Origin of the sequence: Paenibacillus rhizovicinus, from assembly GCF_010365285.1 — a bacterium.
Classification (GTDB): Bacteria; Bacillota; Bacilli; order Paenibacillales; family Paenibacillaceae; genus Paenibacillus_Z; species Paenibacillus_Z rhizovicinus.
In genome coordinates this window covers 4,382,665-4,409,209 of sequence record NZ_CP048286.1, presented here as the reverse complement: position 1 = coordinate 4,409,209, position 26,545 = coordinate 4,382,665, and the positions used below count along the sequence as shown (strand labels likewise).

The 26,545-nt window shown below is 56.6% G+C and carries 25 protein-coding genes; 5 read left to right on the top strand and 20 right to left on the bottom strand.

Features of this window, described 5'->3' with window-relative positions:
- Positions 1 to 110 precede the first annotated feature (110 nt).
- From GZH47_RS19780 to GZH47_RS19765, 4 genes are read right to left on the bottom strand one after another with little or no spacing between them, the layout of a single operon-like run.
- Positions 111 to 1,058 (bottom strand): MTP-1 family protein, encoded by a 948-nt coding sequence (locus GZH47_RS19780; RefSeq protein WP_162642667.1) that lies wholly within the window; start codon positions 1,056 to 1,058, stop codon positions 111 to 113.
- Between the two features lie 25 nt (positions 1,059 to 1,083).
- Positions 1,084 to 1,923 carry a carbohydrate ABC transporter permease gene (locus GZH47_RS19775; protein ID WP_162642666.1) on the bottom strand — a complete coding sequence of 280 codons (840 nt, stop codon included), beginning with the start codon at positions 1,921 to 1,923 and terminating at the stop codon, positions 1,084 to 1,086.
- The gene (locus GZH47_RS19770; RefSeq protein ID WP_162642665.1) at positions 1,910 to 2,785 is read right to left on the bottom strand and encodes a carbohydrate ABC transporter permease; all 876 of its coding nucleotides are present in this window, start codon (positions 2,783 to 2,785) and stop codon (positions 1,910 to 1,912) included. The genes GZH47_RS19775 and GZH47_RS19770 overlap by 14 nt, the downstream gene beginning before the upstream one ends.
- A 15-nt stretch (positions 2,786 to 2,800) precedes the next feature.
- Complete coding sequence (locus tag GZH47_RS19765) at positions 2,801 to 4,129, bottom strand: ABC transporter substrate-binding protein (protein WP_162642664.1); 1,329 nt, start codon at positions 4,127 to 4,129, stop codon at positions 2,801 to 2,803.
- 331 nt (positions 4,130 to 4,460) lie between these two features.
- Here GZH47_RS19765 and GZH47_RS19760 point away from each other — a divergent pair, with 331 nt between their 5' ends.
- Entirely contained in the window at positions 4,461 to 5,486 is a 1,026-nt protein-coding gene (locus GZH47_RS19760; RefSeq protein ID WP_162642663.1) for a LacI family DNA-binding transcriptional regulator, read from the top strand.
- Positions 5,487 to 5,670: 184 nt separating this feature from the next.
- Here GZH47_RS19760 and GZH47_RS19755 read toward each other — a convergent pair whose 3' ends face one another.
- The 7 genes from GZH47_RS19755 to GZH47_RS19725 form a co-directional block, all read right to left on the bottom strand.
- Positions 5,671 to 6,543, bottom strand: a complete 873-nt coding sequence (locus tag GZH47_RS19755) for a sugar phosphate isomerase/epimerase family protein (RefSeq protein ID WP_225446136.1) — start codon at positions 6,541 to 6,543, stop codon at positions 5,671 to 5,673.
- A 292-nt stretch (positions 6,544 to 6,835) separates the two neighbouring features.
- Positions 6,836 to 7,399 (bottom strand): nucleoside-triphosphatase, encoded by a 564-nt coding sequence (locus GZH47_RS19750; RefSeq protein ID WP_162642662.1) that lies wholly within the window; start codon positions 7,397 to 7,399, stop codon positions 6,836 to 6,838.
- Positions 7,380 to 7,928 (bottom strand): GNAT family N-acetyltransferase, encoded by a 549-nt coding sequence (locus tag GZH47_RS19745; protein ID WP_162642661.1) that lies wholly within the window; start codon positions 7,926 to 7,928, stop codon positions 7,380 to 7,382. Before GZH47_RS19745 ends, GZH47_RS19750 begins: the two co-directional genes overlap by 20 nt.
- Positions 7,929 to 8,076: 148 nt before the next feature.
- Complete coding sequence (locus GZH47_RS19740) at positions 8,077 to 8,685, bottom strand: M15 family metallopeptidase (protein ID WP_404823815.1); 609 nt, start codon at positions 8,683 to 8,685, stop codon at positions 8,077 to 8,079.
- Positions 8,686 to 9,684: 999 nt separating this feature from the next.
- Positions 9,685 to 11,016 (bottom strand): MDR family MFS transporter, encoded by a 1,332-nt coding sequence (locus GZH47_RS19735; protein WP_162642660.1) that lies wholly within the window; start codon positions 11,014 to 11,016, stop codon positions 9,685 to 9,687.
- Between the two features lie 179 nt (positions 11,017 to 11,195).
- On the bottom strand, positions 11,196 to 12,230 hold the full coding sequence (locus tag GZH47_RS19730; RefSeq protein ID WP_162642659.1) for a Gfo/Idh/MocA family protein: 1,035 nt from the start codon (positions 12,228 to 12,230) through the stop codon (positions 11,196 to 11,198).
- 3 nt (positions 12,231 to 12,233) lie between these two features.
- Entirely contained in the window at positions 12,234 to 12,971 is a 738-nt protein-coding gene (locus GZH47_RS19725) for a ThuA domain-containing protein (protein WP_162642658.1), read from the bottom strand.
- A 184-nt stretch (positions 12,972 to 13,155) separates the two neighbouring features.
- On the opposite strand from GZH47_RS19725, the gene GZH47_RS19720 reads away from it, so the two are divergent.
- A complete protein-coding gene (locus tag GZH47_RS19720) occupies positions 13,156 to 14,082 on the top strand; it encodes an AraC family transcriptional regulator (RefSeq protein WP_162642657.1) in 927 nt (308 codons plus the stop codon).
- A 117-nt stretch (positions 14,083 to 14,199) separates the two neighbouring features.
- Complete coding sequence (locus GZH47_RS19715) at positions 14,200 to 15,069, top strand: hypothetical protein (protein ID WP_162642656.1); 870 nt, start codon at positions 14,200 to 14,202, stop codon at positions 15,067 to 15,069.
- A gap of 233 nt (positions 15,070 to 15,302) precedes the next feature.
- Here the strand turns inward: GZH47_RS19715 and GZH47_RS19710 are convergent, their stop codons facing one another.
- Entirely contained in the window at positions 15,303 to 16,256 is a 954-nt protein-coding gene (locus GZH47_RS19710) for a glycoside hydrolase family protein (RefSeq protein ID WP_162642655.1), read from the bottom strand.
- Positions 16,257 to 16,553: 297 nt separating this feature from the next.
- Here GZH47_RS19710 and GZH47_RS19705 point away from each other — a divergent pair, with 297 nt between their 5' ends.
- The gene (locus tag GZH47_RS19705; RefSeq protein ID WP_162642654.1) at positions 16,554 to 17,450 is read left to right on the top strand and encodes a helix-turn-helix transcriptional regulator; all 897 of its coding nucleotides are present in this window, start codon (positions 16,554 to 16,556) and stop codon (positions 17,448 to 17,450) included.
- A 155-nt stretch (positions 17,451 to 17,605) separates the two neighbouring features.
- Entirely contained in the window at positions 17,606 to 18,043 is a 438-nt protein-coding gene (locus GZH47_RS19700) for a pentapeptide repeat-containing protein (RefSeq protein WP_162642653.1), read from the top strand.
- A gap of 48 nt (positions 18,044 to 18,091) precedes the next feature.
- On the opposite strand, the gene GZH47_RS19695 is transcribed toward GZH47_RS19700, so the two are convergent.
- The 8 genes from GZH47_RS19695 to GZH47_RS19660 all read right to left on the bottom strand — a co-directional run bounded on the left by GZH47_RS19695 (position 18,092) and on the right by GZH47_RS19660 (position 26,430).
- Positions 18,092 to 18,562, bottom strand: a complete 471-nt coding sequence (locus GZH47_RS19695; RefSeq protein ID WP_162645333.1) for a GNAT family N-acetyltransferase — start codon at positions 18,560 to 18,562, stop codon at positions 18,092 to 18,094.
- Positions 18,563 to 18,683: 121 nt separating this feature from the next.
- A complete protein-coding gene (locus GZH47_RS19690; protein ID WP_162642652.1) occupies positions 18,684 to 19,115 on the bottom strand; it encodes an NUDIX hydrolase in 432 nt (143 codons plus the stop codon).
- Positions 19,116 to 19,206: 91 nt separating this feature from the next.
- Positions 19,207 to 20,142 carry a serine O-acetyltransferase gene (locus tag GZH47_RS19685; protein WP_162642651.1) on the bottom strand — a complete coding sequence of 312 codons (936 nt, stop codon included), beginning with the start codon at positions 20,140 to 20,142 and terminating at the stop codon, positions 19,207 to 19,209.
- Positions 20,143 to 20,287: 145 nt separating this feature from the next.
- Positions 20,288 to 20,773, bottom strand: a complete 486-nt coding sequence (locus GZH47_RS19680; RefSeq protein ID WP_162642650.1) for an SMI1/KNR4 family protein — start codon at positions 20,771 to 20,773, stop codon at positions 20,288 to 20,290.
- Positions 20,774 to 21,154: 381 nt separating this feature from the next.
- Positions 21,155 to 23,011: a glycoside hydrolase family 127 protein gene (locus GZH47_RS19675; RefSeq protein ID WP_162642649.1), complete on the bottom strand. Its 1,857-nt coding sequence runs from the start codon at positions 23,009 to 23,011 to the stop codon at positions 21,155 to 21,157.
- Positions 23,012 to 23,047: 36 nt separating this feature from the next.
- Positions 23,048 to 23,878, bottom strand: coding sequence for a carbohydrate ABC transporter permease (locus GZH47_RS19670; protein ID WP_162642648.1), 831 nt, complete (start codon positions 23,876 to 23,878; stop codon positions 23,048 to 23,050).
- Positions 23,875 to 24,831 (bottom strand): carbohydrate ABC transporter permease, encoded by a 957-nt coding sequence (locus GZH47_RS19665; RefSeq protein ID WP_162642647.1) that lies wholly within the window; start codon positions 24,829 to 24,831, stop codon positions 23,875 to 23,877. Before GZH47_RS19665 ends, GZH47_RS19670 begins: the two co-directional genes overlap by 4 nt.
- A gap of 147 nt (positions 24,832 to 24,978) precedes the next feature.
- Positions 24,979 to 26,430: an ABC transporter substrate-binding protein gene (locus GZH47_RS19660; RefSeq protein ID WP_162642645.1), complete on the bottom strand. Its 1,452-nt coding sequence runs from the start codon at positions 26,428 to 26,430 to the stop codon at positions 24,979 to 24,981.
- Positions 26,431 to 26,545: the final 115 nt, after the last annotated feature.

Sequence of the window (26,545 nt, the reverse complement as noted above, 5' to 3'; positions counted from 1 at the left end):
ATAGTAAACTCCTGCCACATGACGGCTATCCAAACCACTTATGATCTCTCTACTCTATCTCTGTGAAACGTCAGCAAAATGTCTCTATTCCTGCTTACTGCCAAGCTCTATTACATCCCTTGGAACGGATCATCAATAACAATACGCTGCGCGTCCGCGTCGCTGATGCCCGCGTACAGCACGGCGCTGCCATCCGCTTGGCGAACCAAGCCGCCGCTGAAGACAACGTCCTCCAGATCCGGCCGCTTCGACGGTCCCGGCAGGAAGCGGCTGCGCTCGGCGATCAGCTTCATGGCCGAGAACGATTCATCGGCCGGGTTGAACACGAACGCCATCGGATAGTAGTGGCGGTCTCCCGCATCGTCGAAATTCGCGACATGGCCGAGTACGCCGACCAATCCGCCTTCCAGCAGATGCGCTTCGTTGGCGCCGCCCCATTCGCCTTCGGCGAACTGGCCTTCCAGCAGCGGCGCTTCATTAATCGCAGCCAGAGTCAAGCTGTCCAGCGATGCGACGCGGGTATAGCCGATTTTGCCGCGGCCGCCCTTCTCGCCCTGCGGCCGTGTAAACACGCCGATGCTTCCATCCGCAAGCTCGACGAGCCGAAGGTCCTTCATGCCGTCCGGCCCTTTGAAGAACGGCTTCAGGCTGCGGATGTCTTGGCCGCGGTAGAAGACGGTACGCCACATGAGCGCGCCTTCGTTCACGGGATGCGGATAAATTTCCACGCCGCCTACGACGAGTTCCCCGCCGATCCGGCAGTGGAACGGATCCTGCAGCACCAGTACCGGCGCATCTTCCAGCGGCAGCCAGCTTCCGTCCTGCTCCGCGAAGAACACGACCTCGGAATGCTCGCTGTCGCGCGATTCCACGCGTCCCGGAATGACCGTTACGCCGTTATCCGTGAAAGGCGCAGCGATATTGTACACGTCTTTATCGACAATGCCGCCGAACGCGATTCGCTCCGCGTTCTCGGCCCGCGCGCGGGAAGCGCGATAGGCCGCCAGCAGCTCCCTGCTCGGCTGCGGTTTAATGCTTGTATCCCATCCTGATGCCATTCTTCTCTCTCCTCGCCCGATTGCTTTATTTTAGGTTGAACTGCATGCCTTCTTTGAACTTCTTGCTGAACGCAACGAACATGATGATGATCGGCAGCGTCAGTATGGTCGATGCCGCGTACAACGGTCCCGGATACGAGCCGTACGGTCCGAACATTTGCGACAGCAATACGTTCAGCGTCAGCATGGAGTCGCTCTTGACCGCGATCATGTCCCATAGCAATTCCGTCCAGCGTTCCATCAGCAGGAACAGGAAGATGACGGTCGTGATCGACTTCGACATCGGCAGCATGATGCGGTACATGATTTTCAGATCGGATGCGCCGTCCAGGCGAGCCGCCTCGATGAACACCTGCGGTACGGCCTTGAAGAAATTCGTATACATGAAGATCGCCCACAGGCTGACCGCTTTAGGGAGAATAAGCCCCAAATACGTATCGTACAAGCCGACTTTTTGAACGATCAGGAATGTCGGAATCAACAGGATAATCGCCGGGAAGAACATATGGAACAGCACGAAGTTGTTAATGACATTACGGCCGAAAAAGTTCAATTTCGCTAAAGCGTATGCCACCATGACGCCGAAAGCCATCATGAGCACGGTAGAACTGATCGACACGATAATGCTGTTCATGAATGCATGCAGCCAAGGCCGCGTGATGCCGGTATCTCCGCCATTAAACAACCAGTCGTACGATCGAGTCGTGAATTTCGTCGGAATAAGCATTTTGTCGATTTGCGACCAATCCGCGAACGAACTGAGCACCATATAGAGATACGGGTACACCATAATGAGCAGAAGCACGATGGCAAGCGCATAACGGACGAACCGTCTGGCGCCGCTGTGCCGTTTAGACCCAACCATTGCGCTTCCCCCAAACTTCAAGTAATTTGCGGATGATGAAAATCGAGATGAACGTCGCTACCGAAGCGAGCAATGCGACCGCCGAAGCGTAACCGCTCTGCAGATTCGAGAACGCCTGTTTGAAAATCTCCATCTGCCAGGTGTTCGTGGCATTGCCCGGACCGCCGCCCGTCAGCTGATACACCTCGGTGAAGATGCCGAACGTGACGCCGAACGCCAGAATCAGCGTCGTGTACAGCGAAGGATACAGCAGCGGAAGCGTGATCCTCCAGAATCGCTGGCCGTCTTTGACCCCGTCAATAGCAGCCGCCTCGTACACTTCCTTGTCGATGCTCTCGAGACCGGACGTAATAATGAGGGCATAGTAGCCCGTGAACTTCCAGGCAAGAATAAGACCGACGATGAAGAGCGCCGTGAACGGCGTGCCGAGCCAGTCGATGTCGATGCCCATGCCGCGCAGCGCGGTATTGATCGGACTGGTATAGGACAACAGGCCTTTGACAATCAGGGCCGACACGACGCCGGAGCTGAGATACGGCAGGAAGAATCCGATCAAGAACAGACCCTTGAACCGCGAAAGTCCGTGAACCAATACGGCAACGCCGATCGCAAGCACGGTCACGAGCGGGACGAAGATCAGCATGAATCGGTACGTATTCCAGAAAGCCGCATGCACGTTAGGCGATTGCAGCGCGTCGGCGAAGTTGCTGATGCCGACGAAATTGAATTTGGGTTTGATCATGTTCCAGTCCGTGATGGACAAGAAGAACGTCCAGATCAACGGGACGAAGAAGAAAACGACCGAATAGATGAGATAAGGGCTGGTGAATAGCCAGCCCAATTTATTGTTGCGTTGTTCCATTAGTGGAATCCTCCCTTATTTCAGGGCTTTCTCAAGAGCCGCCTTCATTGCTGCCCATCCGTCCGCAGGAGCGATTTCGCCTTTGACCACTTTGTTGAACGCTTCAACGCCAATGATCGTTTGCAGGTCGTTGTATTTCGCGTTGTCCATCGGCGGCACGGCATTCGGTACATTCTCCGCGTAAGGCTTCAGCTGAGGGCTTGCATCCAGGATCGGCTTAAATGCTTCGTTGGTCGAGAGATCGTCGCGCGCCGGCGGAAGGTTCGTGTCTTTGAACCATTTCGCATCGTTGGCGGCGTCGCTGTATACCCATTTAATGAAGTCGACTGCAGCTTGCTGCTGCGCTTTCGTTGCGGACGCGTAGATGACGAGCCCTTTCGTATCCGCGAACGTCTTGCTTTGCGCCGGATCAACGTCGTCCGGTACCGGAGGCATGCTCAGCGCGTACGTCTCGTTGTATTTCAAGTTCGGATATTTCTGATCCCACATCGAGAACGTCCAAGGACCGATGTCCGTGAAAATACCTGTGCCTGTCTCGAACGGATCCGTTACTTGACGGGAAAGAATACCCTTCTCCTTGCGGATGTCGTCGACGAAGCTCAATACTTCCGTGCCGGCTTTCTCGTCGCCCGTGAAGGAGCTGCCTTCAATGAACTTGTTGCCGCCGGATGCAGCGTCATAGAGCATGTAGAAGTCGAACCAGCGTTTCCAAGCTGTCGGATCGGCAAGATCCGGTTTCGCCCAAAGGTACTTCTTGTCGCCGTATTTGGCTTTCAGCTTACTCGTCACTTCAAGCACTTCGCTGTACGTCTTCGGCGGAGCGTCGTAGCCGAGTTCTTTCAGCGTATCCAGGCGCCAGCCGAACAGCATCGGGTTGGAATAGATCGGCAGCACGTATTGGTGGCCGTCCGCGAACTTCCACGGCTCGAGCGTCTTCGTCATGTCGCGGGCGCTGACGATATCGGAGAACCCGCTGATCGTATCCAGCGGAACGAGCGCTTCGCTGTCCGCCAGCTGCGCCGCGAAGCCGCGGTTGATGTTCTCGGAGATCGTCGGCGCGCTCTTCGCCGCGATCGCGGATTGAATGCTCGCTTCCGATGTCGGAGATTCTTTAATGGCGCTTACATTGATTTTGACTTTATCGTTCGTGGCTTCGTATGCCTTGGCCATCTCTTGCCAGTATGCCTGCTGCGTCGGATTCGGCGCTGCCCAGAACTCGATCGTCGTCACGCCGCCCGCCGCAGCGTTACTGTTATCGTTTGCCGTATTCTGACCCGTCGAGCAAGCTGACAGCATGACCGCTGAAAGCGTCACCATAAGTAAAGCAGAGTTTCTCTTTTTCATTAATATTAGCCCTCCATGCGTGTTGTAATGAGGAAACTATGAAAAATCCCGGTCTTCTGAACCAAAAATATAACGTGACCGAGACCTATTATGCTCCTTGTAATTATAACAGTCAAGTGACAATATTTGAACCTGCGACGTATAAACCAATTAAGTAACGTGAATAATAGTTATTTGTAACGTTACATATCATAAGAACGGCACGTTGCCCCCGCATTCCACCCCGTATTGTTCCACTTGACAGGTCCCTTCTAATTAAGGAACAATGAGTAATGAAACAGTAACTCTTTTCTTATTGAGTGGAACAGACCGGTAACGGAGGTTAGCAGCAGTGAAAACGAAAGTGACGATGCAGGATATCGCCAACAAGCTTAATCTGTCCAAAAATTCCGTTTCCCAAGCATTGACGGGAAAACCCGGCGTGGGCGAAGACACGCGGAGGCTGATCGTCCAAACGGCGGCCGAAATGGGCTACTCCTACGCAAAGCGGCAGCCTGAAGCCGCTGAAGCAGCTTCGTCCAAACGCACCATCGCCCTCATTGCCTCGGATTACGCCTTTTCGATGAAAAGCTTCTTCAGCGACATTTATTTGAGCGTCGATAAAGAATTGAACCGCCATGGCTGCGGACTACTCATACAATCCATCAGCCCCGAACAGGCAGCCTCGCTGACCTTGCCGGCGTTCCTGCAAGAACGCTCGGTAGAAGGCGTGCTGATCCTCTCGCACATTACGACGCCATACATTCAAGCGGTGCTGGACACCGGCATTCCCGCGGTGCTGATCGACCATCATCATCCTGCGCTGCAGGCGGACGCCATTCTGACCAACAACCGGTTCAGCGCCTTCGAAGCGATACGCCATCTGGTCGACTTCGGCCATCGCGATATCGGCTTCATCGGCAACATCCGGTTATCCCCGAGTTACTATGAACGGCTGGAAGGCATGCGGCTCGCAGCCTACGAACTCGGCCTGGAGCTGCGCGAGGAATGGCTGATTACCGATGCCGTCGAGGAGAGCGAAGCCGTTCGCAGACGGCTGACGGACTTGCCCGCGCTGCCGACGGCTTGGTTCTGCGTCAACGACGGCTTCGGTTTCATGGTGAACTCGGCGCTGCAGCAGCTAGGCTGCCGCGTGCCTGAAGACGCGTCGATCGTCAGCTTCGATAACGGCTACTTGTCCCGCCTCGCCACGCCTCCGATGACTACGATGAACGTCAATCTCCCGCTCTATGCGGAATGCGCGGTGGAACGGCTGCTCGGCCGAATGGACAACCCTTCCCTGCCGCTGGCCGAAACCTTGCTGCCGACGTCGCTGCTCGTTCGCGCTTCGACCGGACCTGCGCCGGGCAGCCGGTAGCCGGCTCGCTTCGCGTGGACAATGGAACGCGCAGCTTTGCCGCTCCAGCCATAACCAACGCCACGATCCGCTTAAGCATGCAAAATGCAAAAAAACGCCTCAAGCACGGTGAAGACCGCGTTTGAGGCGTTTTGTATAATTGCCTTATATTCGGACTGCCGATTCTTAATCGGACTGCCGTTTATTATCTGAAATATTTCGCCAGGTGCTGCGCCGCTCTCTCGATGCCTTGCGTCTCCGCCTCCAGGGAACCCCAGAACCGATGATCTTCCAGCTCGATGCTGACCGCGCCTTGGTAGCCGAGGCGCTCGAGACGGACAGCGACTTTGCCCCAGTCGACTTCGCCGTGGCCCGGGATCGTGTAACGCCATGATCCTTCGGAGAAACCGTATTTCGCGCCGAAAGTCGCTTCCAGCACGCCGCATTCGTACAGCTCGTCATGCAGGATTTCGGTGTCTTTGCCGTGCACGTGGTTGATGCGTTCGCCGAATTCGCCGAGCGCGCGAAGATGATCGATGCCCAAACGGACCATGTGGGACGGATCGTAGTTCAAGCCGAAATGCTTCGACGGAATCGCATTGAACATCGCTCTCCACATCTCCGGCGTGCAGCCGAGCGTCGGATAGTGCGGCGCAGGTCCCGGCCAGCCTTCGATGGCGATGTAGATGCCCTGCTGCTCCGCGTGCTTCACGACCTCCGGGAAGGAATCCTTGAAGAGCTCGAAGCCGTCTTTGCGCGGAAGCGTGTGATCTTCCGGCACCAGACACATGAACAGCACTCGGCCGCCCAGCGCCGCGATATCCGAAATTTCCTTCTTCGTCGCTTCTACCGCATCCGCGCGGCGCGCTTCGTCGCGGCTCAGCAGCTGCGCGGTGTGCTTCGCGTCGATCGTGCCGAAGCCGAGTCCCGCCGCTTCGCAAACCGCTTTCCATTCCGGCGTGAGCCGCGGGAGATCCAGTACGTCAAGACCTGCTTTCACCGCCAGCTTAGCCGTGCTTTCCATCCCCTCCGCCCCGATTTTGGGCGGGATTCGCATACCCAGTTTGACATTCATCATACCGTTTATTCCTCCTCGGATGAAACTATGTAATCGCTTCAGAAACGATTATATACCCAGGGTAAGAGGAATAATATCCCTTGGCGGAATCTTGCAGTTTGTCGCAGATTTGTCGCATAATTTGACTTTCACGAAGTTCTGCAGATCCGCGGCCGGCATGGCCGTCAATGCCGGACTAAGCCAATGCATTTCACAGGGTCTTGAATGCGTTGTCGTCCATTCGGAAGAATACCGATGCGCCCGCGTATTGCTCGCAGCCATTGAGGAAACGCGAAAATTGTTGCATGTATATTCATTCCAAGCCAGCAAGATCGGCAATGTCCCGCCAATATGCTTCTCTCACAGCCTCTCTGTTCTCGACCGTCAGCTCGTACAGCCGCACGCCTGCAGCGGCCTTGATCCGATCGATGACCGGGTGGCTGTCGACGCATACGGTTCCTAAGATGATATGCGGACCGCCTGTTCCGGCGGCAATCTCCGCCAACAGCTCTTGGAAGGGAATGGACAGCATCTGCATAAAGCCGATCTCGTCGATGACGGTGATCGCCTTCGTCCGCAGCGACTCCCGAATGGCCGGAATGGCAATTCCTTCGAAAGCTTCAAGTTCGACGCCGTATCTGCCGACTCGCATCGGACTCGCGCTGTCCACGCTGGCGATGGTCCTACTGCCGCCGCTTACCGTTACGCAGCGGAATCCGGTCCGCCCCTCTTCATTGCGTATTTCTTCCGTATAGAATCCGCCGCATTGCCCGCTCCCCAGTCGGCGCGCGATCGCTTGGATCGCGGTGCTCTTCCCCGTGCGCGGCTTCCCCGTCAGCAGGAGCAGGTTGTTCGCCTTATGACTGGTGTTCAACATGCTTCTCCCCCCGGTCTCCTTTCGATTGAAATACAAACACAGGCCCCTGCCACCTGTCATTCGCCAGCAATTCCTCCCTGTAAGCGCCCTCCCCGGCAAATCGACCGATCACGCGCTTCCAAAACGCGTAGGCGTCCTTATTGCCAACCGTTTGCCGAACCTCCCACATGCCGGGAAACCGGAGGAAGATCGATGCTGCAACCTGGCGGCCGACGCCTTTGCGCCGGTATTTGCGCATAATGAAAAACTCGCTAATTACATGCGTTTGCTCGGCTTTGCTCAGTTTCACATATTGGCGCGGCACGTCGAGGCTGACCAGTACGAATCCCGCGATTTCTCCATCGACCCTAACAATGAACGGCCTCCTGTATTCGTCGGTCCATTGATGGTCGAAGTACTTATACAAGTAATTGCCATGCGCGGTTAGCACGTGGCCGTCGAATTCACTGCTATCGTAGCGGTACAATTGGATGAGGTTAGCCAAAATCGTCTTATCTTCATAGGGAACCAGCGTTACTTGGATGTCCATATCTTTCACTCTCGTTCACTCGCCTTCATCTTTGTTAGTCCATGCGTTGCTGCTGCCATTATAGTGCAAAATCCAATATCTTCCTAGATTCGTAGAGCTGTATATAAAAAAACAGCCGGGGACATGTCCCAAGCTGTGCGTAGACCTATCATGGCTTTGCGTCATTCGGCGGCAGTTTGCCACGTTTCAGCTCGCTGATCGAGTAGCCGAAATCCATCTGCAAATGCGGGTAATCCTTGAAGCTCTTCCAGTCGCCGCCCCATGTGAAGCCGAGCGTCTTGGCGATGGCCACGACCTCCATCCAATCCGCTTTTCCATTGTGGTTGCCGTCGTATTTGAGATCCCAGATGACGTCCCCTTTCGGGGTGCGCAGCGCAAAATCGATCGCGAGGCCGTAGTTATGGTACGATGCGCCGCCCTTGACGTTCGTGACGACCTGCCCCTTCGCGGTCCGGCCCTGTTCGTAGAGCGCGTCCTGCTCCAAGCTGCTGCGGAAGCCGTCGGTGACCAGAATGGTAATGCCCGCCTTCGACGTTTGCTTGATCAGCTCCATCATCTTCGCGCTCACTACCGGATGAAGAGAGGTTACCGGCACGGGCAATGGCGTCTCTTCCTCGGCGATTTTCGGCCAAATCCGTTCTTTCGCCGGCGAGTTGATAATAATCAAGCCTGCAAGCGACGCCAGCATCATGACGAGCAGCCATGGCCTGCGGGCGGTCTTTCGTCTCCCGGGTCGGACCGGAACGGACAAATTCATATCCGGCATATCAGTGTTCACTTCCTTTGAAACGCGTTTCGTTTACTAGATTTAGATTGCGATTTTACTAGTTTACCCTAAATGATATCGGAATAACGTAGCGAAACGATGAAAAATCGGGCGATTTCCTTTGGAGGCGGCTAATGGGTCCTTCTCCCCCAGTACGGCTATGTGGCATACGTCGAAACGCAGCCTACGGCGCCTCGGCCATGCTGATGTGGATTCCGGCCAAAAAAGCCGGCAGCTATGATAGCGGCAAGCATGACTTAGCTCATGCTGCACCCTGATGCGATATGCAATTGCTTCCAAGTCGCCGGGTCCTGTCCTCGACCGGATTCTTGACGGGGAATACGAATATGACGTGCAAACAGAAGCGTGAGCCGGCGTAACGAATCCTAGCAACCTTATTCGGGCCAAAAACAGTGATTTGAAATCGTAACGAACTCCAGACGCGTTATTTCGAATAAATGCTCCACATACCGGCTATTTGGCTTATTTTCTGCGTAATAACGCTCATAGGATTCTTTAGAAGCGTGAAAGTGCTGATTTCTCGATTATAAGCATTATAGAGTTCGTTAGCCGCAAGCATGGGGGCGGAGGAGCGGTATTTGAGACTTGGGGATAGACGGTTGATGGGGGGGCTGGAGAGTTGGCGGGTCGGGGACTTGGTAGGTTAGAGGCTTGGAGCTCAGGAGGTTTGGAGATTTCGAGTTGCGGAGGCGCGAGAGTGCAGGGTCCGAAGGTGCGTGCCGGGGTTCGGGGTTCGGGGTTCGGGGTTCGGGGTTCGGGGTTCGGGGTTCGGGGTTCGGGGTTCGGGGTTCGGGGTTCGGGGTTACGGGGTTACGGGGTTACGGGGTTACGGGGTTACGGGGTTACGGGGTTACGGGGTTACGGGGTTACGGGGTTCGGGGCTGCGAGGGGCCGAGGCTGCGGAGTTGCTGAGGCGCGTGCCCCTTCGGACTTGCCGGGACGGCAACCCGCCGCCCCAGCCCCGACGCCTTAAGCCGGCTTCTTGGCCAGCTCTGCCTCATGCCCGCGCTGCGCGAACGGCGGAATGAACGCGATTACGCTCAAGATCAGCCCGAACAGGAAAAGCTTATGCATGCCGTCGTAGAAGTGATCCGTCTTCGTCACGAAGGCGCCCATGACCGTAACGCCGACCGCCGTGCCGATGTTGCGCGCGAACATTTGCAGCGAGGTCGAGATGCCTTTCTGATGCGGTTCCACCAGCTGCTGCGAGCCGATAATGGATACGGTCGAGAGCAGGCCGTATGCGAGTCCGTAAACCGTCATCGCCAGGAACACGTAAGCGAGCGGCGTGCTTTCGCGGAATGCCAGCAGCAGCAGCGCCGAGACGATGAGAATGAGGTTGCCCGCGATCAGCAGCCGTTTGTAGCCGTAACGCAGCACCCATTTGCCCGCCGGCACGGACACCGCCATCCAGCCGAAAGCGACGAATAACAGCGCGACGCCGCTGATCAGCAGCGAATGGCCTTGATTTTGGACGAACAAGGGCACGAAGCTCGCGGCGCCGAAGAGCGCCATGTACGAGATGAGCGAACCTGCCAGCATCCAGGAAACCGGCTTGTTGCGCAGCAGCGACAGCGGCACGATCGGCGACGCATGTCTGCGCTCATAGACGAAGAAGCCCGCGATGAGCACGACGCCCCCGGCCGCGTATGCGACTATGCCCTTTTCGACGATTGTCGTTGCCAGCAGCAGCGAGACGCCGCCCGAGAAGAGCAGCGCCCCCATGACGTCAATGGATGCCCGCTTCGGCTGATACACTTCCTTGTACGGGAGCAGCGCGAGGAACGAAACCAAGCAGATCGGCAAATTGACGTAAAAAATCCAATGCCAGCTCAAATATTCCACGAAGAACGATCCCAGCAGCGGCGCCAGCACGGCCGACAAGCCCCACATCGCCGTGAAGAAGGCTTGAATCTTGCCGCGCTGCTCGACCGGGAACAGGTCGCCGGCGAGAATGGCCGGGAACGGCAGCATGAAGCCGGCGCCGATGCCTTGCACCGCGCGGAAGATGACGAGCTGCGCCATCGTCTGCGAGAAACCGCATAGCAGCGATCCGCCCAGGAACAAGAGAATGCCCATCGCGAAAATCCGTTTGCGCCCGAACATGTCGGACAGCCTTCCCGCCAGCGGCGACAGCACGGTGGACGCGATCATGTAGGCCGTAAACACCCACGCATACAGCTTCACGCCGCCAAGATCCTTCACGATGACGGGAATCGTCGTATTGATGATCGTCGAATCCATCGACGCCACGAGCATGGCCAGGACGATGCTGACCATGACGACGATGCGGTTATTCATTTGCGCAGCCTCCTTATCGATCCTTATGCGTGCGATTGACTTCCATGGGATTAATTGTAACGAAGCGCGCTTGAATTGACTAGAAGAAGGTATCGCGATCCCGAATGCAAAAAAAGCCGAACGGATCATCAGGTATCGTACCCGATGTCCATTCGGCTTTCATTCGTTGGCGCAGCCTGCTACAGCCGGATTTCCCGGCCCGTTGCCGCGGATTCATAGATCGCCGTCAAAATCTTGATCATGTCGACGCCCTGAGACGGCACGTAAATCGCTTCCTCGCGTCCCAGCACGCATTCGATGAAGTGCAGAATATTCGCCGTATGCTGCGCGGTCTGCTTGCCGTTGAAGACCGGCTGCTGATCGAGCTGCACGCCGCCTTCTTCCGAGAACATCTTCATCTTATCGTTCACCAGCGCGAAGCCGCCTTCGGTTCCCCGCCACTCCACGAACTTCTGCTCGGCCTCGACATTGGATGCCCAGCTGAATTCGAATTGCAGCGAAGCGCCGTTATCGAACCGGACGAAGCCGATCGCCATATCTTCCACGTCGAACGTGCCTGCCGGAACCACTCCGCTCGCATCCGGACGGTTGGCGAACTTATTGTACGTCGATCCGCTGACGGTGATCGGCTTCGGATTGCCCCCGAACCACATGGCGAGGTCGAGCATATGGACGCCAAGGTCGATCAAGGGCCCGCCGCCGCTCAGCTCCTTGGTCGTGAACCAGCCGCCTCTCCCCGGAATGCCGCGACGGCGAATCCAGCCGCAGCGTCCCGCGTACAGGTCGCCGAACTTGCCCGCATCGCTGCTGCGCTTCAGATACTTCGCTTCCTCGCTGAACCGGTTGTTGCGCATCGTCATGAGGAGCTTGCCCGATTCCCGCGCGGCGTCCGCCATCTTCTGCACCTCCAGCGCATTGACGGCCTCCGGCTTCTCGCAGAAGACGTGCTTGCCTTTGCGAAGCGCGGCGATCGCGATCTCCGAATGGAACAGGTTCGGCGTGGAGATATCGACGATATCGATCGACGGATCGTCCAGCAGCTCCTGGTAGCTGTCATATACGCGAGCATCCGGGAAATCCTTCGCGATCGCTTCGGCCGCCGCGCGTACCGGATCGCAGAAGGCGACGAGTTCTACTTCCTTTGAAGACAACCATCCCGGCAGATGGGCCATGCGGAAAATCCCGCCGGTTCCGACCGCGCCAACTTTTAACATCGACTATTTCGCTCCTTTAATCGGTTCCAGCGGCGTCTTCGCATGGCCGTACTTCGGATATTCGCTGCCGACCGGCGCAGCCCATTTCACGGCATTGTCGATGACTTTGCGCACTTGCGGATTATAATACGTCGGGTATGTCTCATGGCCCGGACGGAAGTAGAACACTTTGCCCGCGCCGCGGTTATAGCAGCAGCCGCTGCGGAATACTTCGCCGCCTTCGAACCAGCTCACCATGACCAGATCGTCCGGCTGCGGGATGTCGAAGTGCTCGCCGTACATTTCTTCTGCCGGCAGTTCGATATATTCGCCGATTCCTGCAGCGATCGGATGCGCCGGATTCACGACCCAGATGCGTTCCTTCTCGTCCGCTTCGCGCCATTTCAGGTCGCAGGACGTCCCCATCAGCTTGCGGAAGATTTTCGAGAAGTGGCCGGAGTGCAGGACGATCAAGCCCATGCCGTGCAGCACGCGGTTGTAGACGCGCTCGACGATCTCGTCTTGTACCTCGCCGTGCGCAAGATGCCCCCACCAGATCAGTACGTCGGTATTGTTCAATACCTCTTCGGATAGACCGTGTTCCGCGTCGTCCAGCGTCGCGAATTTGATTTCGCCTTGCACGCTCAAGCCTTCGGCGATAGCGGCATGCATGCCTTGCGGGTAAATTTCGCCTACGACCGGGTTCTTCTTCTCGTGGCGGTATTCATTCCAAATCGTAACGTTGATCTTCTGCTGTGTCATCTGTTTCTATTCCTCCTGTAAGGGCATACATTTTGATTTTATTATAAGGAAGCCGGCGTTCGGGATCGATTGCAGATCGGGCGTTTTTTTTACGGTATCCTGTCATCCTGCCTTAGCAACCGTCGATTCGTGCTACAATGGCCTTACGAAATCATACCTTGCCATTCGTTGAAGGAGCACTGCGATGACTGTCGAAATCCAACATGAACATGTCGCCTACCAGAATCCCTTTCTCGCTATCAAAATCTGGCAGATCGACTCGGACCGGGCGCAGAATAAATCGCTGCGGGCGGAGCAGGACGAGCGGAAAACGGCCTTGGCGCCGTGGAATTATCACGATGAAATCGAATTTCTGCTCATACACCGCGGCGAGATGTTCGCCTATTACGGCGATGAACAGTTGATTCTTCGCAAAGGCGACGTCGCCTTGTTCGGGTCGGCCGAGCCCCATATGACGATACAGACGAAGGACAGCCCGCTCAGCTACCTCGTCCTCCAGCTCAATTTGCGCAAATATTGGGATCAAAGCACCATGAACAATATGATGCATTTTGCGGAAACGATCCGGCCGCTGAGCGCGCTCAATTACATATTCGGCGAGAATCGCGAAGCCCGTGCCGGCATTGCCGCGCTGATCCGCGATATATACAAGGAGATGAACGACCGGCAGATCGGCTACGAGCTGGCCGTCTCCTCCCGCATCAAGTCGATGCTGCTGCTGCTCCTGCGCAGCGACAGCCGCAAGATGCTCCACTATCATGATCATCTGCTCTACGAGCGGCTCCGTCCGGCGATCAATTATATCGAGGAGCATGTGGACGAGAAACTGAGCGTCGAGGCGGTCAGCGAACTGCTGAACATGAGCCCTACCCATTTTATGAAAACGTTCAAGAAGGCGCTCGGCATGACCTTCACCGAGTTCGTCGTGTTTAAGCGCATTAAACGCGCGGAGCAATTGCTCTTGACGAGCGATATCAGCATCGCGGACGCCGCCGTCGCCGTCGGCATGTCCAACCTCGGCCATTTCTACCAGCTCTTTAACCGCCTTAACGACTGCTCGCCGAAGCAGTTCCGTGACCGCTTGCGGAGCGATGCCGCGGGACGGGGATAGAAGGAGGAATCGGAGAGACGCGGTAATTCTCCCAGGACACCCCTTCTAGTTTCTGGTAGATTAATAATAAACCTCCCAAAATAACTCGTGGAGCGCAAGAAGGAGACACGAACCGCAATGAAATTTTGGCTGTTGGATTACCATCCCGCCCATGCCCGGTGGGAATTCGAGGATATGGAAGACTTCGAGCGTCTCGCGTTCGACGGGCAGCCGATGCTCGCCTCTTGGATACCGCCAAGGCTGAAATGCGCCTCGAGCAAGAAGCCGACTGATTTTCTCATGCGTCACAACGGTGCCCTGCTCGTAACCGAGAAAGCCGCGAAACTGTTTCAACGTCATCTGCGCCATGGCGAAGCCGAGTTTCTGCCGGTCGAGCATAAGGGCGAAACGCTCTACTTCGTTCATGTCCTTAATATCCCGGATTGCCTCGACGTGCCCAACTGCCTGGAGGAACGAATCGGCGATACGCTGACCGGCTACAAGCAATATGCCTTTCACGAACGTCTCGCTGCGCCGCACGGAATTCTAAGGATCCGGCTCCACGAAGGGGACAGGCTCGTGAATTACCCGTTCGTCGGCGATACGCTGCAAGCCGCCATTTCGGAATCCGACCTCGCCGGCTATCAGCTGCTCGAAATGTGGGATTCGGCCTGCAGCTGGCAGCAGAAGGAGGCCGATTTCGAAGCGATGGTCGAAGCGTCGGACCGCGCGCGGACGAAAAACTTCGATTTCGGAGCGGCATCGCCTTATATGAAGAAGAAGGGCATGACGGTCTACAGCGGCAAGTGGGCGATGCGTCATGATCCGGAGAAAGGACTGCTGATCGGCGACCTGCTCGGGGACGGCACGTACAGCTGGATCGATCCCATGTTTATTCCGCCGATTCTGCTCGGCTTAACTTGGGGAATCAAGGATCCCGAACCGTCTCCGTCCGGCATGCTTGGCAAAATCGCCGGCGTCTTCGCAGGGGGCCGCAAGAAAGCGTAAGTCAAGCTTCTTCGCAGCGGTCTGCGCCGCATTAGGCTCTTGCCGTGCCGCGCCGCAAGTGTAGTGCAGTACCGCATCGTGTCGCGCTGCACCGTATCGCCACGTGCTGCACTTCACCGCGGAGGAGGACTGCACTGCTTCGCCTTGCGCTGCGCAAGGCCAAAAAAAGCGATTCTCACCCGTTTCCGGGCTGAGAATCGCTTTTTCGCTTTTTCAATATCGCTTCGCTTGCATCAAGCTTTCGGAATCGACGCCATGCAGATTTGCGACGAGATGTCCCAACTGTACTTGCCCCGGCTTCCTTCGTACAGAATGACGAAGGCATCCTCCGTCTCGAGCAGCGCCGGGAACCAGATCGCCCCTCCATCCTCCTGCCCCATCGCGCCGCAGCCGAAGATCGGATTGCCCGGATGCGCCTCCCAATGGAGCAGGTCCGTCGAGCGGGCCAGCCCGAAGAAGTCCGGCTCGTCCGCCAAGTACGAGCTGCCGCCGTACATCATGTAATAGCTGTCGCCGTCCTTCATGAGCCGCGCCGTTACGATGGACAAGGCGTCCCAATTGCCCGGCGTTCCTTCGAATATCGGTTGATCCGATACCTGCTCGAAATGAATGCCGTCCCGCGAGCGGGCCAGATAGAGCCGGTACCCGTTATTTTGCAGGAGCTGATAAATCATGTAGACGTGGCCGTCCTTCACGATGACGGCAGGAGCCCGGCCTTCCATGATATTCCCGACCTTGTTGAAATGAACGCCGTCTTCGCTGACGGCAAGGCCGACGCAATCCGGGCCCGCGCCGATCGCGGAATAGTAGACGAATACTCGGCCCTCGAACGCAATTACTGAGGGATCCAGCACATCCTTGCCGTCGAATTCGTCCGGTCCGCCGACATCGACGATCGGCTCGCCATCGTTCAGATCGCGCAGCGCGATCGTGTCTCGCGTCAGGCCCGCGATTTCCGCAACGCCCAGCCGGTCATGCCGTTTGCCGTCCGTATTCGGCTGTATCCCGTTGCCGCGATAATAGAGCAGCTGCTTGCCGTTAAACGTCAGCACGTCGGGGTTCGCGACCCAGACGCTCCGCCACGTATTCCCGCTGGCCGGGATGACGGGATTATGCGCGGAATGATGCCAAGAGAGACAGTTCTGCCGGTAATTGCCGCCAAACAAGTTCCATAGTTGTTCGCTCATCGTCGTGCGCCTCCGTTTCTTGTCTCCCACTATATCGCTGCGGAGCCGGCGGTACAAGGAACGAACGAAACGACTTTTTGGATTTTCGAAACTATATCGCTGCGTCCTAATTGGGTCGGCTTCTTGACTGGATCCGCGATGATGGGCATGTCGGGAGAATTGGATGCTCGACAGCAGACCGCCCGCTTATTGCATCAACGCTTTGACATCGATCCGTAATGATGCTTATTATTGGGGGAGTTAAGGGTTACGGTAGGTTGTGTTTTTGAAACGTCGCCCCCAGGAAGGAAGAGTACCATGCCGCCTCAGGACTTAATCGTTCAAATCCCGCCGCTTCCGCATTTCCTGACCGCGGGTTCGGATGTATTCCTGCCCGGCAGCCGTCATGTGGAACGGCAAATGATCGGCGTGTTCGATTTGATCGTCGTCTCTAGCGGGGCGCTGTTCATGGGGGAAGCCGGGGAAGACATCCGCATCGGAGCCGGTCAAGCGCTCGTTCTGCGACCGGACCTGCATCACTATCCGACGAAGCCGTGCGAGGAAGCAACGCATTTCTACTGGGTCCACTTTCAGGCGCATGCGCCATGGACGACGCATGACGAGCATGCTACGCTGCCGTTCTCTTCTCAGCAGCGAAGCACGGAGCGATTGCGCCCCGGCGACTTCGGGCGGCAATACGACTTGCGGCTGCCGTGCTTCATCACGCTGCCGGATCCGCAGGAGGTATATGCCGATATCGAAGGACTGCTCGCGCTGGACGCCCGGTCCGATCTGACCGGCAGCTGGAAGCAGCAGACGGTCTTCCACAATCTGCTGTTCCGCTTATGCGGAGAAGCGCAGCAAGGCCGTACGGATTCCGCGGCCATCCAGCTTGCGGAGCGTACGGCTTCGTTCCTCAAGGCAAATTACCGCCAGACCGTCACGAATGAACTGCTGCGCACCGAATTGAATTATCATCCGATCTATATCACGCGATGCATGCGCGCCGTCTTCGGCCGCACGCCGAACGAGTACGTGAACGAATACCGCCTGGAGCAGGCGAAGCTGCTCCTGCTTACGACGGACAAGCCCGTAGCCGATATCGCGGCGTCCGTCGGCTTCGAGGACCCGGCCTACTTCGCGCGCCGATTCGCCAAAGGCGCCGCCATGAGCCCTTCGGCGTACCGGAAGCAGTTTGAGGTTGGCGGGGGATAACGGTGGATAACGGCTGCCTATCCTCCCGTGCCCAACCAGCCAGGCTAATGGCGCACTCGCGGCTTCCGATGAGCGCTCCCCTCATGCAGGAATAATAACAATCTGAAGCGAATTTTAGATTGGGTAATTATTCCATATTATGAGGAGGCTGCGACATGGATCAAACACGCGGTCAATTGTTTACGGGTGATTTAACCAACGCCACGATCGAAAATGCCAGCTTGAATGAGACAACCATCAAATTCGCGAACATGAAGAACGCCCAATTCCTTCATGTCGACTTCACGGGCTCCACGGTTCGAGCAAGCAATCTATCCGAAGTGAATGTGGAAGGGAATGCATGGTGGGGGATGCGCATGAATGCGTGCGATGTGTTCGACATGCAATTTAATGCCGGGATATTGGAAGGCGCTACAGTCTCCAACTCGCATCTTGTCCATCTAACGATTGATAACTGTGTCATCGATGGCCTCGTTATCAATGGTGTCTCTATCAAGGAATTGATCGAGAACCATCCCGATTACCGACTTCATGCGGAGTCGGTTCCTAGCAGGACACGTTATGACGAATCCAGAAATCGGCTAAACGAATAGCTTCGTTTAGCCAGAAACCAGCAAAGCCGCCCCATAAGGCGGCTTCTCCTACAACAGCTTCGACATCCTAAAATTATCTAATCGCACACTATTCCGCTCAACGGTCTGCGCCCGCTCAACCCGGTATCCGCGGCGTTCGAAGAACGGCCTCGCCGTAATGCTCGCTTCCGTATCCATCTCCGGCAAGCCAAGCTCGCGCGCATCGGATTCGAGCTTGTTCACCAGCATCGAAGCGATTCCGCGCCGCTGATAATCCTTGTGGACATACAGCCGATCCAGATGGCCGGCGTTCGTCATATCGGCGAAACCGGCGATTACTCCGGCCATTTCGGCAACATAGCTCCGATTGCGAACCATCGATTCCTGCCATGCCTCCGCCCGCTGCGCCTCTTCTCCTCTCGGAGCCCAGGCATCCAGCTGCTCCTGCGCGTAGTCCCGTTTGTTAACGGCATGCACCGTTTCGTAGAACAGCGAGACGATGCGAGCGGCGTCGGACGCGTGGAATTCCCGGATAACAATGCTCATTTCCGCACTCCTTTCGCGTTCATTTTTTGCAAAATCCTACCTATACCATAATTGTCCAGTTAGAAGCGCCAGCCGGCGCTCCGCCGCTGCTTGAATCACTTGATAAACATGAATATTACCAGCCCAAGCTTTCAAACCACATATGGCCGTGGTCTCTCTCCACTGCCAAGCGGATATAACCAATGATGTTCTCCGGCAATTCGCGCAAGTGAAACCATGTCAGTTCCTCGCATTTATGCGGTTCCATATTCGTGATCTCTCCTTGCCACGCGCGAACCTTCAAGTAGAAATCGATCCACTCCGAGCTGACGTTCTTCCGATGGACAACGCCCACGACATCCAAGTCGTCCGGCAAAATGTCCACGCCCGCTTCTTCCTTCGCTTCCCGAATCGCAGCGGATTTCACTTCCTCGTTGCCGTCGATTCTTCCGGCCACGACGCTCCACTTGCCGTCTTCGAAGCCGGTGTTCTGCCTTTTCAAGAGCAGTACGCGCTCATCCTGGTAGAAGAGCAGATGAACGGCGCCGTAAAATAGCGGTGTTTTCATGTTAAGCAGGCTCCTCCGATCTTCCCATGCCGATACGATTAGAAGCGATCCCGGCCAAAGGGCCGAAATCGCTTCGTATAGGCTAATGCTATTAAATAATCCAATCCGCCACGAACTCCTGCTGCAGCTCCTGCGGCCGCCGCCCTTTAAATACGAGTTCCGGACTTCTCACGCTGACTTTGGTGCCGCTTGGAACGGATACGGTGATGAAGGCATTACTGCCGATGACGACCCCTTCGCCGATGACCGTCTCCCCGCCCAGTATGGAAGCACCGGAATAGACCGTCACTTCATCCTCGATCGTAGGGTGGCGCTTCACGCCGCGCAGGCTTTGACCGCCCCGCGTGGATAGCGCACCGAGCGTGACGCCTTGATAAATTTTAACGCCATTGCCGATCGTCGTCGTTTCGCCGATAACTACGCCCGTTCCGTGGTCAATGAAGAAATGGTTGCCGATCGTCGCTCCCGCATGAATATCGATGCCCGTTTCGCTATGCGCGTATTCCGTCATGATTCTCGGAATGAGCGGCACGGAAAGCTTGTAGAGCTCATGCGCCAACCGATAAATGCTTACGGCAAAAATGCCGGGGAAGGAGAAGATGACCTCGCTTGTCGTCTCTGCGGAAGGGTCGCCCGTGAAAGCGGCTTGGACGTCGGTCGCTAGGATGCAGCGAAGCTCCGGGATTTTGCTTAGGAAGGCATCGATAATGGCATCGGCCTTGGCATCGGCATCCAAGACGACATCGTTATTCTCGAGCGCTTGATGCCTCAGCACGCGCGTGATCTGCTCATGCAGCTTCTCATGAATGCTTAGCAGCAGGTTGGCAATATGGTACTCGATCGTGTCGTTAACAAGATTCTGCTTGCCGAAATAGCCTGGAAACAGCAGCTCTCGCAGCTGATGGATGACTTCAATGATCGTGTCTCTGTTGGGCAAATCCTTGGCATCCAGTAGAATCGTATGCGATTGCTCTCTATAGCTGTTGGAAATCGTCGACACGAGGCCGCCGATCTGCTTGTGAAACATGTTGCGCTCACCCTTTCAACTTCAATCCTGTAGACTCCTATAAACTATACGCCTAATAAGGGAGCTGTTCAACGGTTTTTGAAAGAGGAGACCGCCGCCAAAGTCAACCAGCCGCAGTCGCTTCCGGTCTGGTGCGCGATTCGCATCATTCCTCGTATGCATCCCCGAGCGGCTCAAACCCCTCGTCCAGCCAGTACCAATACTGCCCTTTGTTCGCCAATAACCGTTCCAACAGCTCGGTAAACGACCTTGCGATCACTGGCGTATTCCCGACGAGGCCATGCGTTTCATGGAAGCTGTCGTAGCATTTGCCGCACCGTTCCGGAGCCAAGTCGATCGTGAAGTAATCGCCGTTGCCGTCGTCCGCTGCGATATACCACTGCGCTGAAATATCGTCCTCGCAACGTTCTCCGACAATGACGGGATTGGCAGGCTCGAACTCCTCGGGCGGCACGATATTAACGGAGTAATCCGCAAACTGATACAGCGTAACGCCTCCGCACAAGGCATAAAACGTCCGCACATCCTCAGGCAAACGCAAATGTTCGTCGGTTGCCGGCAGCCCGCTCGGAGGGAGTACGATACAATCCGGCGTCATCCTTATTCTGGCGATCAGCTCTTCCATGCTCATAAGACCATGCGCCTCCTGACAGTATTCTCCTCTTCAGCATAACATGCGGATCGCATCTGTTCGGCCCTTATTTTTCCAATTTAATGGCTTATGCGATCAAAAAATACGATTCCGGCTCTTCGACCGGAATCGCTCTAGCGCCGCTCGACAGCTCGAGCGCGCCTCTTCGTACGCCACTTTGTATGATTTTTCGTACAAAACACTGGCGACAAGCTGCCTCGCACGCTACTTTGTACGATTTTTCGTACAAACGGAGCTTCGCAACTTATGCCATCAATCAAAAAAAAGAGCTGTAAGTTAACGCCGCTAATTATGGCCATTAACGTACTGCTCCTTCTTTTGTTTGAATTCCGAAGCCGCCCAAGCCTGCAGCCTCTTCCTCTAGAACCGGTACAGCTGCCGGTCTTCCGCTTCGCGCATCCACACCTGCATGAATCCCGCTTCCCGGTTATCCCACGCATAGTACGGCGTAAGCGAACACGCCTTGCCCTCGGATGTTTGACCACGCAGCGCAGTCACCCCGCCAAGCAGCTCTTCGCGATGCTCGATCGCAAACGGCGCGCCCGCGGACAGCGCGAACTCGTCATAGGCCAGCCCGTCATTGCCGGCCCCCTCGGCGCAGTACACGACCGGCCCGCGCTGGAACGCGACTCGTCCCCGGTTCGCTTCCACCTCCGGACGCGAGCGGATCGCTTCGACGGGCATGTCGAGCTCAAGCAGGACGGTGTCTCCCGGCATCCAGTGGCGATTCAAGACGATGTATCCCTTGTCCGTCTTCGTATCGGCACCTCCGCCAATCCGGTCGTCTCCTTGAAGCGATACCCGGTACCCTCGGCACCAGCCCGGCACGCGCAGCCGAACCGCGAACTTGCCCGCCTGTTCCGGCAATATCGTAATCGCGACGCGCCCGTCCCACGGGTAAGCCGTGGATTGCAGCACCTGCACCTTGCCGCCGCCCGCCGCATTCGCCGCGTTGATCGTCGTTTCGCTGTTCATGTATTGATTAATAGCAATTCCGTCCTCCGTGACGGCATACGCGTATTGACCGATGGCCGGCAGGAACCGGGCCAGATTCGTCGGGCAGCAAGAGGTGTGGAACCACTCCACCCGATGGTGTTCGCCCTTGGAAGCGAGCGGATTCACGTAGAAGAATTTGTCGCCGGAGAGCGAGATGCCGGCCAATGCGCCGTTGAACATCTCCCGCTCCACGAGATCCGCGTATTTCCCGTCGCCGTGCAGCAGGTTCATCCGATGGTTCCAGAAGGCCATCGCGATGGCTGCGCACGTTTCGCAATACGCCGATTCATTGGGCAGATCGTAATCGCTCGTGAAGCCCTCGTTATGCTGCGAAGGCCCGATGCCGCCCGTCACGTACATGTTCCGTTCGGCCGTATGCGCCCACACCCGGTCCAGCGCTTCGATATACGCCGCGTCGCCCGAAGCCAGCGCCACGTCCGCCATCGCCGTATACAGATACATCGCCCGCACCGCATGCCCTTTCACTTCCCGGATATCCCGAACCGGCACGTCATCCTGGCAATAGGCCGGCCCCCATTCGGGCTTATCCCAGATCGCCCCGACCCCATGGCCATGGCCGCGCTCCTCCAACAGCCAGAGCGCGAGCTTCCAATAGCGCTCTTCCCCCGTTGCCCGGAACAGCTTCACGAGAGCCAGCTCGATCTCCTCATGTCCTTCGGCCCAGTGGCGTTTGCCCGGACCGAACAGGGCATCGTAATGGTCGGCCAGCCGGCATGCGACATCGAGCAGCCTGCGCTTGCCCGTTGCTTGGTAGTAGGCGACCGCCGCCTCGATGAGATGGCCGCCATTGTACATTTCATGCTTTTCCATGTCCGTCCATTTGCGTTCCGGCGCTTCGATCGTGAAATACGCGCATAAGTACCCGTCCGGTTCCTGCGCGGCTTCGATCAGCCCGATAATACGGTCGATCTCCGCCTCCAGCTCGGGGTCGCGGTCCGTCATTAAAGCGTACGCAGCGCCTTCCAGCACTTTGTATACATCCGAATCGTTATAGTAGATCCCTTCGAATTTGCCTTCCTGCAAACCGCCGGCCACCGCGAAATTCGCGATGCGGTTCGTTTGCTCGCATTGGTCCAGACAGACGCTGATCGTCACGTTCTTCAGCACCTCGAGCCGCGGACGCCAGAACGCATCATTGATATTCACGCTGGAGAACGGTACGCCCTGCCAGCCCTTCACCGGATTATTCACTATCGACATGCTTGCATGCCTCCTCAGCTTATAAAGTTGTACGCGTTAACCTTTCAATCCCGTGAGCGTAATTCCTTCCAGGAAGTAGCGCTGGCCGATTAGAAATACGACGACGCAAGGCATGACGACGGCCGCCGAAGCCGCCATGAGCAAATCCCACTGCGCGGTATAGCTTCCTTGAAACATTTGCAGGCCGAGCGCAAGCGTGAAATGGCTGTCGCTCTTCAAGTAAATCAGCGGTCCCATGAAATCATTCCACGAGCCGAGGAACGTGAACAGCGCGACCACGATGACGGCGGAACGGCTGAGCGGCAGCAGAATGCGCCAATAAATTTGAAAATAGTTCGCGCCGTCCACGAACGCCGCCTCGTCGAAATCCTGCGGAATCGTCAAGTAAAACTGGCGCAGCAGGAAGATATTGAAGATGCCGCCGCCGAAATACGCCGGAACGATCAGCGGATAGAACGTATCGTAGAAGCCGAGCGTCTTCCAGCCGAGAAAGCTCGGAATGAGCGTGACCGCCCCCGGCAGCATCATGGCCGACATGAGAATCGCGAAGACCATGTCGCGCCCCTTCCACCGGATACGCGAGAACCCGAACGCCGCGATTGTGCTCGATACGACCGTTCCCAGCAGGACGCCGACGACGATGATGAGCGTGTTTTTGAAGAAAGCGCCGAACGGCACGACCGTCATCGCGTTCTTGAAATTATCGAAGTGGAACGGTCTTGGTATCCACTCCGGCGGCATGATGAAGATTTGCGACAAGTCCATGACGGAGCTGCGAAGCAGCCAGACGAACGGCACGATGAACATCACGGATACGATTAGCAGGGCGACATACCCTGCGGCAAGCTTCAGCCTGGATTCTCTCATGTTCGTTCCCCCTCGTAGTGCACCCAGGATTTCGAGGTTTTGAATACGATCGCCGTGAAGACCAGGATGATGATGAAGAGCACCCAGGCCAGCGCCGAAGCGTACCCCATCTCCGTGTCCCGGAAGGCGGTCCGCCACAGGTAGAACACGAAGAACAAACTCTTGTTATTCGGTCCGCCCTGGGTCAGAATGTACGCCTCGCTGAACACCTGGAAGGAGCCGATGATCGTCATGATCGTGTTGAAGAAGATCGTCGGCGTCACCATTGGAATCGTAATATGCCGCAACTTGTGGAACCAGCCGCCGCCGTCCACGTCGATCGCTTCGTAATACTGTTTCGGAATGCCGGACAATCCGGCTAGAAAGATGATGACAGTACCGCCGATCCCCCACAAGGTCGTGAGGACGATGGACGGAATGACGCTGCCTTCCCCGAACAGCCAGCTGCTTGTCGGAAGATGCAGCTTCTGCAGCACGTTGTTGACCAAGCCGAGATCGGGGTTCAGCAGCCATAGCCAAATCATGGAGGAAGCCACCGCCGGGACGATGCTCGGCAAGTAAATGATGGTCCGGAACACGGAGCGTCCCTTCACGTTCATATTCAGCAGAAGCGCCAGGATGAACGAGATGATAATGACCGCCGGCACGCGCAGAACGACGAAATAGAACGTCGTGCCGAGCGACTGGTAGAACAAGTCGTCCTCGCCGGAGAACAGCTTCGCGTAATTGTCGAATCCGATAAAATCCGTGCCTTCTTTGAAGACGTTATAGTCCGTCAAACTTAAGTAGAAACTCGCGATCATCGGGCCCAAGGTGAAGATTAGAAACCCGAGTATGGCCGGGGACGTGAATAGTAAGCCGTAAAACAACGCTTTGCGCTCTCTTGCATTCTTCCTCTTCCGAATCGCTTGCGTATCAAGCGCCGATTGTCTATCCAGAGCCGGAGCTTCCATGCCGACTACCTCCTGTCTATGAAAGAGGACAGCGTTCTTGGGCAAGAACCGCTGTCCTCCATGCCTGTCATCTATGCTTGTCGTCCATGCCCGGCATCCGCGCCAATCATCGGTGCATGTTGCCCGCGGCTGCGGACGGCCTTGGCCTTAATTGACGTCGCGGCGTCCTTGGACTTGTTCCTGCGCCTTCGCGGCGACGGCGTCCAGCGCCTCCTTGGCCGACTGCTTGCCAAGCCATACTTTATCCAAAGCGGGATTGATGACATCCATGATTTTGTTGAAGTTCTTCACGTAGGCCGTCGGGGTCGGATGGCTGTGGTTCAGCAGGACATCGATGACGGCTCCTTTGTAGCCGGACGGTCTGGACGGGAGGTTCTCTGTCCATTTGGCCAGCTTATCCGCATCCGTATACCAATCCTTATGGGAAGGCATCCAGGTGCCGGCCGTCAGCATATCCAGCGAAGCGTCGGGGTCCAGCAGCGCTTTCGTCAGCTCCCAAGCTTCCTGTGGATGCTTGGTGGACTTGAAGATCGAGAACATGCCGCAGACGACGGTCGTCACCGGCTGCTTCATGACCGGCAGCGCGCCCACGTTGTAATGGAACTTGGACTGCGCCAAGCTCGCGGTTGCCCATTGCCCGTCGAAGGCCATGGCGACCTTCTTCGTTTGGAGCGCCACGTTCGTGCCCGGAATGTTCTTCGCTTGCAACGGGGACGGCGCAACGTGGTACACATTGATCAGATCGGCCAGCTTCTGCAGCGCCTCGACCGCTTCCGGCTGGTTAAGGCCCAGCGTCTTGCCGTCGGCCGAGAGGAAATCCCCGCCGTTGGAATAAATAAAGTTGCTGTAAACGCCCCACCACGTCGGCAGGTTGATGCCGAATTGCTTGATGTTCTTCGGATCGAACCCTTCCTCCGACGCGTTCCGGCCTTTGCTGTCGACGGTCAATTTCTTCGCGACGTCCACGAATTGTTCCCATGTCCACGCTTGGGCCGGATCGGCCGGCGGCGGCGTCAAGCCCGCATCCTTGAAGACGTCTTCGTTATAATACAGCACGAACGTTTCCGGTCCCGGCCCGATGCCGATCACATTCCCGGGCTCCGAGGAGTACGTAATGTTCGGCACGAGCGCATCCGGCGTGATTTCCCCGTCATTGTCGAGGTAATCCTGCAGATTCAGGAACTTGCCCTGCTCCGCCAGCGGATAGGCGATCGTGGCCGATTCCATCATGGCCACGTCCGGCTCGTCGTTGCCCGCGACCATCGTGGTCAGCTTCGTATCGTAATCCGCGGTAATCGCTTGAAAATCGACTTTGATATTCGGATGGGCTTTCTCGAACTTGGCGATGGCGAGTTTGTACGCCGCGACTTCGTCCGGCGCGCCCCATCCGGTAAGACGCAGCTTGACCGGCTCCCCGCTTCCGGCGTTCGCCGTTCCCGCATCCGCGTTGTCCGCGCCTGCTTCGTTCGTGCCGCCATTGCCCTGGGCGGCGTTCGTGTTTCCGCCGGCGTCCGACTTCGTGCAGCCGGACAGCACGGTCACGGCCGCCACCAGCAATACCAGGAGCATGGAGACCAGCTTCCATTGATTTCTGAACATGATAAGAGCCCCTCTCTGCATTCATCCTCATTGGCTCATAGCTGCAGTCTATGATGGTTTAATTGTAAGAGACGGACAGCGCTTTCAAAACCCGAGCATTTCTAGAATGGTGGAC

What these genes read in the sequence shown, in the direction of transcription:
- GZH47_RS19780 (WP_162642667.1), bottom strand. Translation starts at nt 1,058, where the DNA reads ATGGCATCAGGATGGGATACAAGCATTAAACCGCAGCCGAGCAGGGAG.
- GZH47_RS19775 (WP_162642666.1), bottom strand. Translation starts at nt 1,923, where the DNA reads ATGGTTGGGTCTAAACGGCACAGCGGCGCCAGACGGTTCGTCCGTTAT.
- GZH47_RS19770 (WP_162642665.1), bottom strand. Translation starts at nt 2,785, where the DNA reads ATGGAACAACGCAACAATAAATTGGGCTGGCTATTCACCAGCCCTTAT.
- GZH47_RS19765 (WP_162642664.1), bottom strand. Translation starts at nt 4,129, where the DNA reads ATGAAAAAGAGAAACTCTGCTTTACTTATGGTGACGCTTTCAGCGGTC.
- GZH47_RS19755 (WP_225446136.1), bottom strand. Translation starts at nt 6,543, where the DNA reads ATGATGAATGTCAAACTGGGTATGCGAATCCCGCCCAAAATCGGGGCG.
- GZH47_RS19750 (WP_162642662.1), bottom strand. Translation starts at nt 7,399, where the DNA reads ATGTTGAACACCAGTCATAAGGCGAACAACCTGCTCCTGCTGACGGGG.
- GZH47_RS19745 (WP_162642661.1), bottom strand. Translation starts at nt 7,928, where the DNA reads ATGGACATCCAAGTAACGCTGGTTCCCTATGAAGATAAGACGATTTTG.
- GZH47_RS19740 (WP_404823815.1), bottom strand. Translation starts at nt 8,685, where the DNA reads ATGAATTTGTCCGTTCCGGTCCGACCCGGGAGACGAAAGACCGCCCGC.
- GZH47_RS19735 (WP_162642660.1), bottom strand. Translation starts at nt 11,016, where the DNA reads ATGAATAACCGCATCGTCGTCATGGTCAGCATCGTCCTGGCCATGCTC.
- GZH47_RS19730 (WP_162642659.1), bottom strand. Translation starts at nt 12,230, where the DNA reads ATGTTAAAAGTTGGCGCGGTCGGAACCGGCGGGATTTTCCGCATGGCC.
- GZH47_RS19725 (WP_162642658.1), bottom strand. Translation starts at nt 12,971, where the DNA reads ATGACACAGCAGAAGATCAACGTTACGATTTGGAATGAATACCGCCAC.
- GZH47_RS19720 (WP_162642657.1), top strand. Translation starts at nt 13,156, where the DNA reads ATGACTGTCGAAATCCAACATGAACATGTCGCCTACCAGAATCCCTTT.
- GZH47_RS19715 (WP_162642656.1), top strand. Translation starts at nt 14,200, where the DNA reads ATGAAATTTTGGCTGTTGGATTACCATCCCGCCCATGCCCGGTGGGAA.
- GZH47_RS19710 (WP_162642655.1), bottom strand. Translation starts at nt 16,256, where the DNA reads ATGAGCGAACAACTATGGAACTTGTTTGGCGGCAATTACCGGCAGAAC.
- GZH47_RS19705 (WP_162642654.1), top strand. Translation starts at nt 16,554, where the DNA reads ATGCCGCCTCAGGACTTAATCGTTCAAATCCCGCCGCTTCCGCATTTC.
- GZH47_RS19700 (WP_162642653.1), top strand. Translation starts at nt 17,606, where the DNA reads ATGGATCAAACACGCGGTCAATTGTTTACGGGTGATTTAACCAACGCC.
- GZH47_RS19690 (WP_162642652.1), bottom strand. Translation starts at nt 19,115, where the DNA reads ATGAAAACACCGCTATTTTACGGCGCCGTTCATCTGCTCTTCTACCAG.
- GZH47_RS19685 (WP_162642651.1), bottom strand. Translation starts at nt 20,142, where the DNA reads ATGTTTCACAAGCAGATCGGCGGCCTCGTGTCGACGATTTCCAACAGC.
- GZH47_RS19680 (WP_162642650.1), bottom strand. Translation starts at nt 20,773, where the DNA reads ATGAGCATGGAAGAGCTGATCGCCAGAATAAGGATGACGCCGGATTGT.
- GZH47_RS19675 (WP_162642649.1), bottom strand. Translation starts at nt 23,011, where the DNA reads ATGTCGATAGTGAATAATCCGGTGAAGGGCTGGCAGGGCGTACCGTTC.
- GZH47_RS19670 (WP_162642648.1), bottom strand. Translation starts at nt 23,878, where the DNA reads ATGAGAGAATCCAGGCTGAAGCTTGCCGCAGGGTATGTCGCCCTGCTA.
- GZH47_RS19665 (WP_162642647.1), bottom strand. Translation starts at nt 24,831, where the DNA reads ATGGAAGCTCCGGCTCTGGATAGACAATCGGCGCTTGATACGCAAGCG.
- GZH47_RS19660 (WP_162642645.1), bottom strand. Translation starts at nt 26,430, where the DNA reads ATGTTCAGAAATCAATGGAAGCTGGTCTCCATGCTCCTGGTATTGCTG.